Source organism: Streptomyces composti (assembly GCF_012034205.1).
Taxonomy (GTDB): Bacteria; Actinomycetota; Actinomycetes; order Streptomycetales; family Streptomycetaceae; genus Streptomyces; species Streptomyces composti.
In genome coordinates this window covers 38,522-53,528 of the sequence record NZ_JAATEM010000030.1, presented here as the reverse complement: position 1 = coordinate 53,528, position 15,007 = coordinate 38,522, and the positions used below count along the sequence as shown (strand labels likewise).

At 70.3% G+C, this 15,007-nt stretch carries 17 protein-coding genes and 1 riboswitch; of the genes, 10 read left to right on the top strand and 7 right to left on the bottom strand.

Annotated features, from left to right (window positions below):
* Positions 1-53 precede the first annotated feature (53 nt).
* From rpsB to HCJ93_RS23180, 5 genes are all read left to right on the top strand, one after another.
* On the top strand, positions 54-923 hold the full coding sequence (gene rpsB, locus HCJ93_RS23200) for a 30S ribosomal protein S2 (RefSeq protein ID WP_167997732.1): 870 nt from the start codon (positions 54-56) through the stop codon (positions 921-923).
* 188 nt (positions 924-1,111) lie between these two features.
* Positions 1,112-1,948, top strand: coding sequence for a translation elongation factor Ts (gene tsf, locus HCJ93_RS23195; RefSeq protein ID WP_167997731.1), 837 nt, complete (start codon positions 1,112-1,114; stop codon positions 1,946-1,948).
* Between the two features lie 187 nt (positions 1,949-2,135).
* Positions 2,136-2,894, top strand: a complete 759-nt coding sequence (gene pyrH, locus HCJ93_RS23190; RefSeq protein WP_167997730.1) for a UMP kinase — start codon at positions 2,136-2,138, stop codon at positions 2,892-2,894.
* Between the two features lie 129 nt (positions 2,895-3,023).
* Positions 3,024-3,581: a ribosome recycling factor gene (gene frr, locus HCJ93_RS23185; protein ID WP_167997729.1), complete on the top strand. Its 558-nt coding sequence runs from the start codon at positions 3,024-3,026 to the stop codon at positions 3,579-3,581.
* Positions 3,581-4,705, top strand: coding sequence for a phosphatidate cytidylyltransferase (locus tag HCJ93_RS23180; protein WP_167997728.1), 1,125 nt, complete (start codon positions 3,581-3,583; stop codon positions 4,703-4,705). The genes frr and HCJ93_RS23180 overlap by 1 nt, the downstream gene beginning before the upstream one ends.
* Positions 4,706-4,845: 140 nt before the next feature.
* Here the strand turns inward: HCJ93_RS23180 and HCJ93_RS23175 are convergent, their stop codons facing one another.
* From HCJ93_RS23175 to HCJ93_RS23165, 3 genes are all read right to left on the bottom strand, one after another.
* A complete protein-coding gene (locus HCJ93_RS23175) occupies positions 4,846-5,229 on the bottom strand; it encodes a DUF6069 family protein (RefSeq protein WP_309141487.1) in 384 nt (127 codons plus the stop codon).
* A gap of 26 nt (positions 5,230-5,255) precedes the next feature.
* The gene (locus HCJ93_RS23170) at positions 5,256-5,849 is read right to left on the bottom strand and encodes a TetR/AcrR family transcriptional regulator (RefSeq protein WP_240967774.1); all 594 of its coding nucleotides are present in this window, start codon (positions 5,847-5,849) and stop codon (positions 5,256-5,258) included.
* Between the two features lie 197 nt (positions 5,850-6,046).
* On the bottom strand, positions 6,047-6,358 hold the full coding sequence (locus HCJ93_RS23165) for a hypothetical protein (protein ID WP_167997726.1): 312 nt from the start codon (positions 6,356-6,358) through the stop codon (positions 6,047-6,049).
* Positions 6,359-6,687: 329 nt separating this feature from the next.
* On the opposite strand from HCJ93_RS23165, the gene HCJ93_RS23160 reads away from it, so the two are divergent.
* Positions 6,688-6,918, top strand: coding sequence for a hypothetical protein (locus HCJ93_RS23160; protein ID WP_167997725.1), 231 nt, complete (start codon positions 6,688-6,690; stop codon positions 6,916-6,918).
* Between the two features lie 105 nt (positions 6,919-7,023).
* Here the strand turns inward: HCJ93_RS23160 and HCJ93_RS23155 are convergent, their stop codons facing one another.
* The 4 genes from HCJ93_RS23155 to HCJ93_RS23140 form a co-directional block, all read right to left on the bottom strand.
* A complete protein-coding gene (locus tag HCJ93_RS23155; protein WP_167997724.1) occupies positions 7,024-8,100 on the bottom strand; it encodes a hypothetical protein in 1,077 nt (358 codons plus the stop codon).
* A 183-nt stretch (positions 8,101-8,283) separates the two neighbouring features.
* On the bottom strand, positions 8,284-8,616 hold the full coding sequence (locus HCJ93_RS23150) for a transcriptional regulator (RefSeq protein WP_167997723.1): 333 nt from the start codon (positions 8,614-8,616) through the stop codon (positions 8,284-8,286).
* Positions 8,613-8,999: a hypothetical protein gene (locus HCJ93_RS23145; protein WP_167997722.1), complete on the bottom strand. Its 387-nt coding sequence runs from the start codon at positions 8,997-8,999 to the stop codon at positions 8,613-8,615. Before HCJ93_RS23145 ends, HCJ93_RS23150 begins: the two co-directional genes overlap by 4 nt.
* Positions 9,000-9,155: 156 nt before the next feature.
* A complete protein-coding gene (locus HCJ93_RS23140; RefSeq protein WP_206317838.1) occupies positions 9,156-9,431 on the bottom strand; it encodes a hypothetical protein in 276 nt (91 codons plus the stop codon).
* Positions 9,432-9,683: 252 nt separating this feature from the next.
* Between HCJ93_RS23140 and rlmN the strand changes: the two genes are divergently transcribed.
* The 4 genes from rlmN to HCJ93_RS23120 all read left to right on the top strand — a co-directional run bounded on the left by rlmN (position 9,684) and on the right by HCJ93_RS23120 (position 14,858).
* Positions 9,684-10,790, top strand: coding sequence for a dual-specificity RNA methyltransferase RlmN (gene rlmN, locus HCJ93_RS23135; RefSeq protein WP_167997720.1), 1,107 nt, complete (start codon positions 9,684-9,686; stop codon positions 10,788-10,790).
* Positions 10,791-10,874: 84 nt separating this feature from the next.
* Positions 10,875-10,980, top strand: a riboswitch (TPP riboswitch).
* 78 nt (positions 10,981-11,058) lie between these two features.
* Positions 11,059-12,147, top strand: coding sequence for a thiamine ABC transporter substrate-binding protein (locus HCJ93_RS23130; RefSeq protein ID WP_167997719.1), 1,089 nt, complete (start codon positions 11,059-11,061; stop codon positions 12,145-12,147).
* Entirely contained in the window at positions 12,123-13,826 is a 1,704-nt protein-coding gene (locus HCJ93_RS23125; protein ID WP_373563605.1) for an ABC transporter permease, read from the top strand. Before HCJ93_RS23130 ends, HCJ93_RS23125 begins: the two co-directional genes overlap by 25 nt.
* Positions 13,827-14,858 carry an ABC transporter ATP-binding protein gene (locus HCJ93_RS23120; RefSeq protein ID WP_167997718.1) on the top strand — a complete coding sequence of 344 codons (1,032 nt, stop codon included), beginning with the start codon at positions 13,827-13,829 and terminating at the stop codon, positions 14,856-14,858. It abuts the gene before it with no gap.
* Positions 14,859-15,007 lie beyond the last annotated feature (149 nt).

Genomic DNA, 15,007 nt, shown 5'->3' with positions numbered 1-15,007 from the left:
CGGGAGCCGTCCGGCCCCCGCGGCACAACCGAGAAATCCAAGGAGAAACGGCCATGGCCGTCGTCACGATGCGGGAGCTGCTGGAGAGCGGCGTCCACTTCGGTCACCAGACCCGTCGTTGGAACCCGAAGATGAAGCGCTTCATCTTCACGGAGCGCAACGGCATCTACATCATCGACCTGCTCCAGTCGCTGTCGTACATCGACCGTGCCTACGAGTTCGTCAAGGAGACCGTCGCCCACGGCGGCACGATCATGTTCGTGGGTACGAAGAAGCAGGCGCAGGAGGCCATCGCCGAGCAGGCCACCCGCGTCGGCATGCCCTACGTCAACCAGCGCTGGCTGGGCGGCATGCTCACCAACTTCTCGACCGTCTACAAGCGCCTGCAGCGCCTGAAGGAGCTCGAGCAGATCGACTTCGAGGATGTGGCCGCCTCTGGCCTCACCAAGAAGGAGCTGCTGGTCCTCTCCCGCGAGAAGGCCAAGCTGGAGAAGACCCTCGGTGGTATCCGCGAGATGCAGAAGGTGCCCAGCGCCGTCTGGATCGTGGACACCAAGAAGGAGCACATCGCGGTCGGCGAGGCCCGGAAGCTGAACATCCCGGTCGTCGCCATCCTCGACACCAACTGCGACCCCGACGAGGTCGACTACAAGATCCCGGGCAACGACGACGCGATCCGCTCCGTCACCCTGCTCACCCGCGTGATCGCCGACGCCGTCGCCGAGGGCCTCATCGCCCGCAGCGGTGCCGCCGAGGGCAAGGGCGAGAAGGCCGCGGGCGAGCCGCTCGCCGAGTGGGAGCGCGACCTGCTCGAGGGTGAGAAGAAGAAGGCCGAGGCCGCCCCGGCCGCCGACGCCGCCGCCGCGGCCGAGAAGCCGGCCGAGGCCCCCGCCGCCCCGGCCGCCGAGGGCGACAAGGCCTGACCTTCCCGTCAGCGTCAGCGATGACGGCGGGAGCCGGAACCGGCCCACAGCGCCCCCGGGCGCGGTGACGTCCGCTCCCGCCGTCCACCCGTAGGCCTGCGGCGCCAACGCAGAACTGCATACCGCAGCGCAGCGCACCACCGCCGCAGGCCTCGAACCTCCAGACTTCGAGAAAGACTCACAGACTCATGGCGAACTACACCGCCGCCGACGTCAAGAAGCTCCGGGAGCTCACCGGCGCCGGCATGATGGACTGCAAGAAGGCGCTGGACGAGGCCGAGGGCAACATCGAGAAGGCCGTCGAGGCGCTCCGCATCAAGGGCCAGAAGGGCGTCGCCAAGCGCGAGGGCCGCTCCGCCGAGAACGGCGCCGTGGTCTCGATCATCGCCGACGACAACTCCTCCGGCGTGCTCGTCGAGCTGAAGTGCGAGACGGACTTCGTCGCCAAGGGCGAGAAGTTCCAGAACGTCGCCAAGGCCATCGCGGAGCACGTGGCGAAGACCTCCCCGGCCGACATCGAGGCCCTGCTCGCCTCCGAGATCGAGCCCGGCAAGACCGTCCAGGCGTTCGTGGACGAGGCCAACGCCAACCTCGGCGAGAAGATCGTCCTGGACCGCTTCGCGCAGTTCTCCGACGGCTACGTCACCGCGTACATGCACCGCACCATGCCCGACCTGCCGCCGCAGATCGGTGTGCTCGTCGAGTTCGACAAGCCGAACGCCGAGGTCGCCAAGGGCGTCGCCCAGCACATCGCCGCGTTCGCGCCGAAGTACCTCTCCAAGGACGACGTGCCGGCCGAGGTCGTCGAGGCCGAGCGCCGCATCGCCGAGGAGACCACCCGCGCCGAGGGCAAGCCCGAGGCGGCCGTGCCGAAGATCGTCGAGGGTCGCCTCAACGGCTTCTTCAAGGACGCCACGCTGCTCGGCCAGCCCTACGCGCTGGACAACAAGAAGTCCGTCCAGAAGGTCCTGGACGAGGCCGGTGTCACCCTGAAGCGCTTCACGCGCATCAAGGTCGGCATCTGAGTCCGTACCGCGACGGACGCTCGGCCCCGATAGGGTCGTCAGCAGTCGTCCGGACACGGCGTCACGCACCTGCGCGTGCGGGACGACAGCAGATCTGACGAGGAGGCCATTGCCGCACGGGATGCGAAACCCTGACCGGCAATGGCCTCCTTGTATGTGCAACACGTGAAAGAGGCGGAATCCGACCATGACCACCAAGGCTGAGAAGAGCGACGACGGCAAAGTACGCGGCCGGTTTCTGCTGAAGCTGTCCGGAGAGGCGTTCTCCGGTGGCGGGGGACTGGGCGTCGACCCCGACGTGGTGCACGCCATCGCACGCGAGATCGCTGCCGTGGTCCGCGACGGCGCACAGATCGCGATCGTCATCGGCGGCGGGAACTTCTTCCGCGGCGCCGAACTCCAGGTGCGCGGCATGGACCGCGCCCGCTCCGACTACATGGGCATGCTCGGCACCGTGATGAACTGCCTCGCCCTCCAGGACTTCCTGGAGAAGGAGGGCGTGGACTGCCGGGTGCAGACCGCGATCACCATGGGGCAGGTCGCCGAGCCCTACATCCCGCTGCGTGCCGTCCGGCACCTGGAGAAGGGCCGCGTGGTCATCTTCGGCGCCGGTATGGGCATGCCGTACTTCTCCACCGACACCACCGCCGCCCAGCGCGCCCTGGAGATCGACGCCGAGGCGCTGCTCATGGGCAAGAACGGCGTGGACGGGGTGTACGACTCCGACCCGAAGACCAACCCCGACGCGGTCAAGTTCGACCACCTCGGCTACGGGGAGGTCATCACCCGCGACCTGAAGGTCGCCGACGCCACGGCGGTCACCCTGTGCCGCGACAACAATCTCCCGATCGTCGTCTTCGAACTGCTCGCGGAGGGCAATATCGCGCGCGCGGTCAAGGGTGAGAAGATCGGCACGCTGGTGGGTGACCAGGTCAGCCGCGGCTGATCACCCCGGCCGGGGGTGGACAATGGCCCGCCGGTCGGGAACCGTGCAGAAAGAAGACGCGACGCAGCCGGCCGCCGCCGAGACAACGGAACCGCAGCCGGGCCTACTCAAGACACGCAGGAGCAAGTGGTGATCGAAGAGACCCTCCTCGAGGCCGAGGAGAAGATGGAGAAGGCCGTCGTGGTCGCCAAGGAGGACTTCGCCGCGATCCGCACCGGTCGTGCGCACCCGGCGATGTTCAACAAGATCGTGGCCGACTACTACGGTGCACCGACGCCGATCAACCAGCTGGCCTCGTTCTCCGTGCCCGAGCCGCGCATGGCCGTGGTGACGCCCTTCGACAAGAGCGCGCTGCGCAACATCGAGCAGGCGATCCGCGACTCGGACCTCGGCGTCAACCCGAGCAACGACGGCAACATCATCCGGGTGGTGTTCCCCGAGCTGACCGAGGAGCGCCGTCGCGAGTACATCAAGGTCGCCAAGGCCAAGGGCGAGGACGCCAAGGTGTCCATCCGCTCGGTGCGCCGCAAGGCCAAGGACGCCATCGACAAGATGGTCAAGGACGGCGAGATCGGCGAGGACGAGGGCCGCCGAGCGGAGAAGGAGCTGGACGACACCACCCACAAGTACGTCGCCCAGGTGGACGAGCTCCTGAAGCACAAGGAAGCAGAGCTGCTCGAGGTCTGATGAACGACTCTTCCTGGGGGACGCCGCCGCAGCCCGGGTACTGGGGGCCGTCCGACCAGGGGCCCGCCCAGGGGGCTGTCCCGGCGGGTCCCGCGTACGATGCGCACAACGCGCAGCAGACCCGCCCTCTGCCCTTCGTGGACGACGTGCCCGCGCACGGCGACGACCAGGATGCGGAACTGGGGGCCACTCGGCTGAGCGGCCCCCTGTTCCGAGACGAGACGACGCAGGCGCGCTCCCGCACCGGGGAGGTGCCGCAGAATCCGGAGCCCATGTCCGACGCCCCGCAGCCGGCGCCCCAGCCGCAGAAGAAGAGCGCCGGGCGCGACCTGGGCGCGGCGATAGGGGTCGGCGTCGGTCTCGGCGCCGTGATCGTCGCGTCGCTGTTCGTGGTGAAGGCCGTCTTCGTCGGCGTCATCGCCGTGGCCGTGGTGGTGGGCCTGTGGGAGCTGACCAAGCGGCTGGAGGAGCGCAAGGGCATCAAGGCGCCGCTGGTGCCGCTCGCCCTCGGCGGCGCGGCCATGGTGATCGCCGGATACGTCCGGGGCGCCGAGGGCGCCTGGATCGCCATGGCGCTCACCGCGCTGGCCGTGCTGGTCTGGCGGATGACGCAGCCGCCCGAGGGCTACCTCAAGGACGTCACCGCGGGCGTGTTCGCCGCGTTCTACGTGCCGTTCCTCGCCACCTTCGTCGCCATGATGCTCACCGCGGACGACGGTCCCTGGCGGGTGCTGACCTTCCTGCTGCTCACCGTGGTCAGCGACACCGGCGCCTACGCGGTCGGCTGGCGCTTCGGCAAGCACAAGCTCGCCCCGCGGATCAGCCCCGGAAAGACCCGCGAGGGCCTGCTGGGCGCGGTCGCCTTCGCGATGGTCGTGGGTGCGCTGTGCTTGCAGTTCCTGATCGACGACGGCACCTGGTGGCAGGGCCTGCTGCTCGGCCTCGCGGTCGCCGCCAGCGCCACCCTGGGCGACCTGGGCGAGTCCATGATCAAGCGGGACCTCGGCATCAAGGACATGGGCACCCTGCTGCCCGGCCACGGCGGCATCATGGACCGGCTCGACTCCCTCCTGCCGACGGCCCCGGTCGTCTGGCTCCTGCTGGTGGTCTTCGTGGGCAGCTGAACCCGCGGCACGCCGGAACCCGCGGCACGTCTGACCCGTCAGCCCGTCTGAACCCGCACGTCCGAGCCCCCGCCCCGAAGCGACTTCGGGGCGGGGGCTCGGTGCTGTCCGCGCCGTCGCCGCACGCGTGCAGCCGACCGTTACCCGGCCCGCCTCCCTGCCCGGGAGTCTGCGGACCGGCCGGCGAACCCCGGGATCAGCACCGCGGCCACCGCCACATGCATGACCGCCAGCGAGAACCGGGTGCCGCCGTCCATGCCACCGCCGGTCAGCGGCAGGAAGGACAACAGCAGCACGGCGCCTGCCACCACGGTCCAGATGGTCCGGGCCCGCCGAGCCGTGAACCGCTCCAGGACGGCCAGCAGACCCCACCCCAGCAGTGACGCGAGCAGCCCCACGAACGCCACCGGCACGGCACCGATGTCGAGCGTCTCCTCACCGTCCGTGATCCGCAGCGAATGCCCCGCCAGCGGATCCGCTATCACCCACACCAGAAGGGGGGCCAGGACGGCCAGGGCAGTCACCCCGAGACGACGCCTCCTCCGCGCGCTCACTGATTGCCTCCCCTGCCGTCGCCGTCGCCCTCGTCGGCGTCCTTGTCCCCGGCCCTGCCGCGGTCCGACAGCGCCCCGTGCAGGAAGACCTCCGCCAGCTCCTGAGGGGCCAGAGCGGGCTTGTCCTCCACGCGCGGCTGGACGAACAGCAGACCGAAGAACAGGGCCGCGATCTGCTCGGGCGACCGGCGCAGGGCCGCCCGGTCGGGCTCGAGCAGCTCCACCAGGGCCGCTCGGATGCGGGCCACCGACTCCTCGCGGCCCGCACCGCGCATCGTGCCCGGATGCTTGCCGCCGTGATGGCCCAGCGACCCGATGATCGCGCCCATGCGGGACATGTGTGCCTGCAGCGCCTCGGCGGCCTCCGCGAGCCGTTCGGCCAGGGGCAGGGCGGGGTCGATCGCGTCGAGCTCGCGGATCGCGTCGTCGGGGGAGAGCGCCTGGGACACACAGGCCTGCAGCAACTCGTCCTTGTCGGCGAAGACCCGGAAGATCGTGCCCTCTCCGATGCCCGCGGCACGGGCGATCTTCGCGGTGGTCACCGCGGCGCCGTACTCGGCGATCAGCGGGATGGCCGTCCGGATGATCATCTCGCGACGCTGCTCCGGCGACATGGCGGGCGCGCGGCGGCGTCGCGTGCTCTCTTGTTCCTTGGATGCGCCGAGAGTACGGAGTGAGTGCTCACTCCGTCAATGAGTGAGCACTCACTCCGGTGAATTGCCGGCCCTGGTGAGGAGTCCGTGCACCGAAGAAGAGCCCGCCCTGAACAGGGCGGGCTCTGGTGATGTCACACTCGGCGGCGAAGGGCCGCCAGGTAGCAGGTGAGTGGCAGCGCGGCTGCCAGGGCGAGCAGGGCGGCGGTCATCTGCCACGGCATTCCGAGGCCGGCCACCTCCACGGCCTTGGCCATGGCGGGGGGTGCGATCACCGTTCCCGAGATGCTGAACACGAGGTGACTCGTCTCCAGCAGCCGGCCCGCCTCCTTCGCCGGCACGGACGCGGCGAATGCCGGACCATTGCGCGTGGTCGTGATCTTGACGTAGGCAGCAGCGCTCGGTTCCTCACTGCTGCTGGACGGGAAGACCTCATGGGTACTCATCAAAGGCGCTGTCGGAACCGGCTCGTCAGCTTCTGGGCGCCCTGCCCAGCAATCAGCCGGCTCCACGGCCCGGGCCCTGGTCCAGGCGTCCTACCTAGACCGGCACCGGGCGGGGTCGGACGTTGACCATGGCTGCTCCTCTCGGAACGTCTTCGCAGGCGACGCCTGCGTGTGGTGACGGTAGCATCCCAGGTGCATTTTTGCACCTACTCGTTGCAGTATGGATGCAGTATGGGTGCAGTAGTGGATGCAGTAGTGGTCGTCTTCGTGCTCGCGGCAGGTGCAGAGGGCACCGGGATCCGAGCGCGACAACCAGGGAGGAGGTGCGTATGACCCCGGTCAAGAGCCGTCCGCAGGGCAATGAGCGGTACTCGGTCACGCTGGTGCCGCCGGCGGTGGACGCGATCAGCAAGCTGGTGGACGCGACGGGACTCACCAAGACGGACGTGATCAACAGGGCGGTGCAGATCTATGCGTTCCTGGAGGAGCGCATGGCGAAGGGGAACGACGTCATGCTCCGCAGCCCGAGCGGCGACTACGAACGCGTTCACATCGTGTAGGCGGGCTGGAGCGGCCACTTCCGAAGACGGCGCCGCAACGGCGCCACAGGCGCCTGCCCGCGGCCGGCCGCGCGCAGGCGACCGCCCCAGCCCGCGGGCCGGCCGCTACTGAGGTTCGGGCACCTTCCAGCTCGTCACCGAGAACTTCACCGACGCGGAAGGCCCGGTGGTCAGCTCTACCACCTTGATCAGGGCGACCGCGTCCCGATCGCTGCTGAAGGAGCAGTACCGCTGCCCCGCCTTCAGCTCGGACAGCTCCAGGTCACCCGTGTTCTCCGCCGCGTTGGCGACGGCGTCCACGCAGGCGGACGCTCCCACGTCACCGTCCACCGGTGTCGTGCGTTCCCCGAAGCGGATCTTCGGGGAGCTCAGGCAGTCCGGGAAGTAGAGGATGTCCGCGTCCGCCATCGAGCCCTTGACGTACTTGAGGATCGGCGACTTCGAGAACACGCTGGCGTGCCCGACCGCGCAGTCGTTCGCCTCCGAGGCCTCCTCGCTCAGGGTGAGGGGCAGGTCCTTGTAGACCGGTTCGTCGTAGGACTCCTTCTTCGCCGGCTCGTCCGGGGTGCGCCACGCGGAGACGGACCAGTCGATCTCGCGGGCCGGCGTGCCGGACACCTTCGTGACCCGGAAGTGGACCACCTGCCTGTGCTCCTCGAATTCCGTGCAGAACTCGTCGCCCGCCGCCAGGTTGCGCCCGCTGTAGGCGTCCAGCCAGGAGCCGTCGCCCAGCGCGTTCCGGATGTCGGCCCGGCAGCTCGACGGGGTCTGCGATCCGGAGACCTTGGCGACCGGGTCGTCGAAGTAGAGCACCGGCTTCGACGGGGCGCTGCACGGGGGGATCCACCTGATCGAGGGCCAGGTGCCTCCGTCGTCCTGCGGATGGTCCTTCGCCGGGGAGTCCGTGACGTGCGGCCCGTCGTCCCTGAACTCGAGGTAGACGGACGTCGGGCAACCACGCTTGACGGCCCAGGCGTTGCTGAGTGTCGCCGTCTTGTCGGTGTAGAGGGGGCCCGAGGGCTTCGCACCCGAGGTCCCTTCCTGCGTCGCGTCGCCGCCCGGCTGCGCCCACGACCCCCCGCCGCCGTCGCCTTCACCGTCGCCGCCGCAGCCCGCTGTCAGAGCGAGGGCGAGCAGGAGGACGCCACTGTGTAGTGCTCGTCGTGCATGCTTGCCGAACACATCATCTCCGCAATGCCGTTGGTGGATCACTGGATCACTGGCGCGCCCTCCCGAGGGCGGGCACACGGCGCGTCAGATTAGTGGCACATCAGTGATCGGCGGCGGCGATCGCCCGAGCCGGCAGCGGCTGCCACGGTGCGAGCCGATGTGCGTTTTGTGTCTCCGAACGCGTACGAGCGCCGGTCACCCCGGCGCCGTGGATGGCCCGGACGACTCGGCGGGCAGGTGGTCCGTGAGCCGGCGAAGCTCTGCGACATGGGCCTGGAGAGCGTGCCGTCCCTTCCCGGTGAGGCCGACCCAGGTGCGGACGCGGCCGCCCCGGCCGGTCGGTTTGGTGAGGGCGACGTAACCGGCGTCCTGCAAGGTGCGCAGGTGCTTGCTGAGGACGGGGTCGGAGACCCCGAGCAGCTCGCGCAGCACCGAGAACTCGGTCTCCGAGGCCGCCGCGAGCGCGGCACAGATGCGCAGCCTGTGGGGCGCGTGGATGACCTCGTCGAATCTCGGTTCGGCGGTCATGCGGCAGGGTGCCCTTCGGCGATGTCGAGGCGCAGTGCGGCGTCGTACGCGGCTCCGAGCAGCGCCGTGAGCGGCAGCGCCACGATCGCGACGAGCACGGCGATGCCTTCACCGCCGATGAGCCCGGCTCCCCAGATGCACGCCAGCGCGGCCACGAACCGCGCCGCCATCAGCAGGCGGCTGCGGGGGCCGCGCGGGCCGGCGACGGTGACACCGGTGCTGCGCCGGGCGAGCGCCACCAGCACCGCGGCGCCGGCGACGAGCACGGCGAACGACAGCAGCGTCCAGTTCCCGCCGCCCAGTCCGCCCACCAGTACCTGCTGAGCGACAAGCACGCCGAGCCCCACGTGCAGCCACCACGGCGAACCCACACGTACGCTCATCCCGCTCCGGGCCCGCTGAACCTGCTCCAGCGCCGCCCGCGGGTCAAGTGCATCACTTTCCATGACGGAAACATACCCACGACTTGCCGACTTGGAAACCCAAAGCGGAAGCGGACTCGGCTCTGCTGCGGCGACTCGAGATCGTCCGGCGGGCAGCTACCGGCCCGGCTTCCAGTCGGTGTCGAGGACGGCGGCGTGCACGGCGGCTGTGATCATCGTGATGGCGAGGACGCCGCCGCTCCGGTTCTTCGGGTTGCCGAGCGTCGATCCCAGGGCGGCCGAGCCGTAGATGACGGCCGCGCAGGCCGCGGGCGTCGCCATGCTGACGACTCGCTTCTTGGCCGCGACGAAGAACAGGGGCGGCTCCAGGAGGCCGGCTGACAGCGCGACCGCGACGACCCAGGTCGCCTTGTGCAGTGTGGTCGTGTGCATGCGCGCTCGGATGGGCGCGTTGATGTATGAGTCGCTCACCTGTCCCCATCGTCGGTTCCTCCGGGCGCCCAGTGTGACCCACGGCACTGGCAGTGTGTGGCGATTCAGGAGATTCGTGGGGGTAGGCCTCGGTGCGGGGCAATCGGCTGGGCGGGCCCTGGGCCGTACACGGTCGCTGAAGTCACCGCCACCGGCAGTCGAGGCGGCGACGCCCGCAGGTCACCCGAGTCGATCTGCGACACTGGTACGGCCATGCCTAAGCCCGGAGAACTCACCTTTGTCGCGCCGCGCGGAGCGAAGCTGCCGCCGCGGCATCTTGCCGATCTCACGCCCGCCGAGCGCAAGGAGGCGGTTGTCGCGGTCGGTGAGAAGCCGTTCCGTGCCAAGCAGCTGTCGAAGCACTACTTCGCGCGCTACGCGCATGATCCGGAGCAGTGGACGGACATCCCGGCCGCGTCCCGTGAGCCGCTGCGCGAGGCGCTGCTGCCGGAGCTGATGACCGTGGTGCGGCATCTGTCGACGGACCAGGGCGCCACCCGCAAGACGCTGTGGAAGCTGTTCGACGGGACGCTGGTGGAGTCCGTGCTGATGCGCTACCCGGACCGGGTCACCATGTGCATCAGCTCGCAGGCCGGGTGCGGCATGAACTGCCCGTTCTGCGCCACGGGGCAGGCGGGGCTCGACCGGAATCTCTCGACGGCCGAGATCGTGCACCAGATCGTCGACGGGATGCGGGCGCTGCGGGACGGCGAGGTCCCGGGCGGGCCCGCGCGGCTCAGCAACATCGTGTTCATGGGCATGGGCGAGCCGCTCGCCAACTACAAGCGGGTCGTCGGCGCCATCCGCCGGCTCACCGACCCGGAGCCGGACGGGCTCGGGCTGTCGCAGCGCGGGATCACCGTGTCGACGGTGGGGCTGGTACCGGCCATCCACCGGTTCGCCGACGAGGGCTTCAAGTGCCGGCTCGCCATCTCGCTGCACGCTCCGGACGACGAGCTGCGCGACACCCTGGTCCCGGTGAACACCCGCTGGAAGGTGCGCGAGGTGCTCGACGCGGGCTTCGAGTACAGCGCCAAGTCGGGGCGGCGGCTGTCGATCGAGTACGCGCTGATCCGGGACATCAATGATCAGGCGTGGCGAGGGGACCGGCTGGGACGGCTGCTGAAGGGCAAGCCGGTGCATGTGAATCTCATCCCGCTGAACCCGACCCCGGGGTCCAAGTGGACCGCCTCCCGGCCGGAGGACGAGAAGGCCTTCGTGGAGGCGATCGCCGCCCACGGTGTGCCGGTGACCATCCGGGACACCCGTGGCCAGGAGATCGACGGGGCGTGTGGTCAGCTCGCCGCGAGCGAGAGGTAATGTGACTCGCGTCAGTACAGGCACTACGACAACTGCATATCCTGCGTAACGTCATACGTTGCGAAACCAACGTCTACGTCACGAGACATCCGACAGGGGAGCGCCACAGCGCTGAGAGTGCGGCACCGGCCGCAGACCCTCCGAACCTGGCCCAGGTCATTCTGGGTAGGGAGATCGGTCACCACTCAAGCTGTTGCACCCTGCCCGGGACGCCGCCGGTGTCCCGGGCAGGGCCGCGTCTCTTCCTGGTCACTCCAGGAGGAATCCAGTGAGCATCACCAAGAAGGCCACGGTCCTGGTTGCCGGGCTCGGCCTGATCACCTTGTCCGCCTGCGGCTCGTCCGGCGGGAACGACCAGGGGACCGGATCCGGCGGGTCCAGGACCGTGACCCTGGTCAGCCACGACTCGTGGGCCGTGTCCAAGGACGTCGTCGCCGCCTTCGAGAAGCAGTCCGGCTACAAGCTGAAGGTCCTCAAGGACGGCGAGGCCGGGCAGGCGGTGAACAAGGCGATCCTGACGAAGGACAATCCGCAGGGCGACGTCTTCTTCGGCGTCGACAACACCCTGCTGTCCCGCGCCCTCGACAACGGGCTGTTCCAGCCGTACGAGGCCAAGGGCTTCGACGCGATACGGCCGGAGTACCGGGCGGACGAGGACGAGCACCGGGTGACGCCCGTCGACACCGGTGACATCTGCGTCAACTACGACAAGCAGTGGTTCGAGAAGAAGAAGCTGACCCCGCCGAGGACGTTCGACGATCTGGTCAAGCCGGAGTACAAGAACCTGCTGGTCACGGAGAACGCCTCCACCTCCTCACCGGGGCTCGGCTTCCTGCTCGGGACCGCCGCCGAGTACGGGGACGACGGCTGGCCGGGCTACTGGAAGAAGCTCAAGGCCAACGGTGTGAAGGTGGTCGACGGCTGGGAGCAGGCCTACTACGAGGAGTTCTCCGGTTCCGCCGGCGGCAAGGAGGCCGGAGCCGACCGGCCGCTGGTGGTGTCCTACGCCTCCTCCCCGCCCGCCGAGGTCGTCTACGCCAAGTCCGAGCCGAAGACCGCGCCGACCGGTGTCGCCGAGGGCACCTGCTTCCGGCAGGTCGAGTACGCCGGGCTGCTGGCCGACGCCAGGAACCCCGAGGGCGGCAAGGCGCTGCTCGACTTCCTGCTGAGCAAGCGGTTCCAGGAGGACATGCCGCTCAACATGTTCGTCTACCCGGTGCGCGAGGACGCCCGGGTGCCGAAGGTGTTCGCGCAGTACGGGCCGCAGGCCGAGGATCCGGAGACCATGGACCCGGCGAAGATCGCCGCCAACCGTGACCAGTGGGTCAAGTCGTGGACCTCGCTCGTACTGAAGTAGACCGGGGCACTGCGCTGCCGCCCGCTCCGTCGAGGGCGGGGCGGCGGGCGAAGGGGGTGGCGGCGCGGCTGGCCCTGCTGGCCGTGCCCGCCGCGTTCTTCGCGGTCTTCTTCGCCTACCCGGTCGCCGCGATCGTCGCCCGCGGCCTCAGGACCGGCGAGGGCTGGCAGCTCGGGCGGTTCGCCGAGGTGCTGGCGCAGCCGGACGTGCGGCAGGTGCTGTGGTTCACCACCTGGCAGGCGCTGGTGTCCACCGCGCTGACGCTGCTGATCGCGCTGCCCGGCGCCCATGTCTTCGCCCGCTACGACTTTCCCGGCAAGCAGCTGCTGCGGGCCGTGGTCACCGTGCCGTTCGTGCTGCCGACCGTCGTCGTCGGCTCGGCGTTCATGGCGCTGACCGGACGCGGCGGGCTGCTCCACGAGTGGTGGGGCGTGCGCCTCGACACCACCGTGTGGGCGATCCTGCTCGCCCATGTCTTCTTCAACTACGCCGTGGTGGTGCGCACCGTGGGCGGGCTGTGGGCGCAGCTCGACCCCCGGCAGGAGGAGGCCGCCCGGATGCTCGGCGCCTCACCCGGCGCGGCCTGGCGCCGGGTGACCCTGCCGGCGCTGGCGCCCGCCGTGGCCGCCGCCGCGCTGATGGTCTTCCTGTTCACCTTCACCTCCTTCGGGGTGGTGCAGATCCTCGGCGGTCCCGCCTTCTCCACCCTGGAGGTGGAGATCTACCGGCAGACCACCGAGGTCTTCGACCTGTCCACGGCCGCCGTGCTGACGATGATCCAGTTCGTCGCGGTCGGCGCGATCCTCGCCCTGCACGCCTGGACCGTGCGCCGCCGCGAGAGCACGCTGCGGCTGGTGGACGCCTCGGTGACCGCGCGCCGGCCGCGCGGTGCCCGCCAGTGGGCGCTGCTCGGCGCGGTCGTCGCCACCGTCGCCGTGCTGCTGGTGGCGCCGCTCGCGGTGCTGGTGCAGCGGTCCTTCGGCGGGGCGGGCCTGGACTACTACCGGGCGCTGACCAGTGAGGACAACGGCGTGTTCCTGGTGGCGCCGGTCGAGGCGGTCGGCAACTCGCTGCAGTACGCGCTGGCCGCGACCGCGATCGCCGTGGTGATCGGCGGTCTCGCCGCCGTCGCGCTCACGCGCAGGGACGCGGGACGGCTGGTCCGCGGCTTCGACGCGCTGCTGATGCTGCCGCTCGGGGTGTCCGCGGTGACCGTCGGCTTCGGTTTCCTGATCGCGCTCGACCAACCGCCACTGGATCTGCGGGCCTCCTGGATCCTGGTGCCGCTGGCGCAGGCCCTGGTGGGCGTGCCGTTCGTGGTGCGGACCATGCTGCCGGTGCTGCGGGCCGTGGACGTGCGGCTGCGGGAGGCGGCGGCGGTGCTCGGGGCGTCGCCGTGGCGGGCCTGGCGGGAGGTGGACCTGCCGATGGTGCGGCGGGCGCTGCTGATCGCCGCCGGGTTCGCCTTCGCGGTGTCTCTGGGAGAGTTCGGGGCGACGGTGTTCATCGCACGGCCCGACAACCCGACGCTGCCGGTGGCGGTGGCGCGGCTGCTGGGGCGGCCCGGCGAGCTCAACTACGGGCAGGCGATGGCCCTGTCGACGGTACTGATGATCGTGTGCGCGGCGGCGCTGCTCGTGCTGGAGCGGCTGCGGACCGACCGGACTGGGGAGTTCTAGATGCCCGCGGACAGCCTGCTGAGCCTTCAGGCGGCCACCGTACGCTTCGGCGGGCGGACGGTGCTGGACTCGGTGGATCTGTCGGTGGCCGAGCACGAGATCGTCTGCGTCCTCGGGCCCAGCGGCAGCGGCAAGTCCACGCTGCTGCGGGCGGTGGCCGGGCTGCAGCCCCTCGATTCCGGGCGGGTGCTGCTCGGCGGGCGCGACCAGGCGGCGGTGCCCGCGCACAAGCGGGGGGTCGGACTGATGTTCCAGGACCATCAGCTGTTCCCGCAGCGGGACGTGGCCGGCAACGTCGCCTTCGGGCTGCGGATGCGCGGCGTCTCGCGCCGCGAACAGGCCGGACGGGTGGCGGAACTGCTGGACCTCGTCGGCCTGCCGGACGCGGGAGGCCGGGCGGTCGCCGCGCTGTCCGGCGGTGAGCAGCAGCGGGTGGCGCTGGCGCGGGCGCTCGCCCCCAGCCCGCGGCTGCTGATGCTCGACGAGCCGCTGGGCCAGCTCGACCGCTCGCTCAGGGAACGTCTGGTCGTCGAACTGCGCGAGCTGTTCGGCCGGCTCGGCACCACCGTGCTCGCGGTGACCCACGACCAGGGCGAGGCGTTCGCGCTGGCCGACCGGGTGGTGGTGATGCGGGACGGGCGGATCGCCCAGTCCGGTACGCCGCTGCAGGTGTGGCAGCGGCCCGCGGACGCGTTCGTGGCCCGCTTCCTGGGGTTCGAGAACGTCGTCGAGGCGACGGTCGGCGAGGAGGCCGCCGTGACGCCCTGGGGCAAGGTCCCGGTGCCCGCCGACGCCCCGTCAGGCGCCCGCACCCTGCTGGTCAGGCCCGCCGGGGTCCGCCTGGTCGCCGCCGACCTGGGGCTGCGCTGCACGGTCGCCGCGCGCACCTTCCGCGGCACCCATGTCGCCGTCCGTCTCCAGCCCGAGAACGCCCCGCGTCTGGAGGCGGCCTGCCCCCTGCGTACGGCACCCGAGGTCGGCGACGAGGTGGGGGTCGAGTTCGACGCGACCGAGGTCGTCGTCCTGGACTGAACCCCGGCGCGGGCAACGGGACGCCGGCCCGTCCGACGGGAATGCCGGCCCGTCCGACGGGACGCCGCCCCCCGACGGGAACGCGGCCCCCCGACAGGAACGCCGGCCCGTGCAGCGGGCAACGGGACGGGATGCCGTCGGTCATGCCA

What these genes read in the sequence shown, in the direction of transcription:
- HCJ93_RS23170 (WP_240967774.1), bottom strand. Translation starts at nt 5,849, where the DNA reads ATGATCATCCGGACGGCCATCCCGCTGATCGCCGAGTACGGCGCCGCG.
- HCJ93_RS23180 (WP_167997728.1), top strand. Translation starts at nt 3,581, where the DNA reads ATGAACGACTCTTCCTGGGGGACGCCGCCGCAGCCCGGGTACTGGGGG.
- HCJ93_RS23160 (WP_167997725.1), top strand. Translation starts at nt 6,688, where the DNA reads ATGACCCCGGTCAAGAGCCGTCCGCAGGGCAATGAGCGGTACTCGGTC.
- HCJ93_RS23165 (WP_167997726.1), bottom strand. Translation starts at nt 6,358, where the DNA reads ATGAGTACCCATGAGGTCTTCCCGTCCAGCAGCAGTGAGGAACCGAGC.
- HCJ93_RS23120 (WP_167997718.1), top strand. Translation starts at nt 13,827, where the DNA reads ATGCCCGCGGACAGCCTGCTGAGCCTTCAGGCGGCCACCGTACGCTTC.
- rpsB (WP_167997732.1), top strand. Translation starts at nt 54, where the DNA reads ATGGCCGTCGTCACGATGCGGGAGCTGCTGGAGAGCGGCGTCCACTTC.
- rlmN (WP_167997720.1), top strand. Translation starts at nt 9,684, where the DNA reads ATGCCTAAGCCCGGAGAACTCACCTTTGTCGCGCCGCGCGGAGCGAAG.
- HCJ93_RS23150 (WP_167997723.1), bottom strand. Translation starts at nt 8,616, where the DNA reads ATGACCGCCGAACCGAGATTCGACGAGGTCATCCACGCGCCCCACAGG.
- pyrH (WP_167997730.1), top strand. Translation starts at nt 2,136, where the DNA reads ATGACCACCAAGGCTGAGAAGAGCGACGACGGCAAAGTACGCGGCCGG.
- HCJ93_RS23140 (WP_206317838.1), bottom strand. Translation starts at nt 9,431, where the DNA reads ATGCACACGACCACACTGCACAAGGCGACCTGGGTCGTCGCGGTCGCG.
- tsf (WP_167997731.1), top strand. Translation starts at nt 1,112, where the DNA reads ATGGCGAACTACACCGCCGCCGACGTCAAGAAGCTCCGGGAGCTCACC.
- HCJ93_RS23145 (WP_167997722.1), bottom strand. Translation starts at nt 8,999, where the DNA reads ATGAGCGTACGTGTGGGTTCGCCGTGGTGGCTGCACGTGGGGCTCGGC.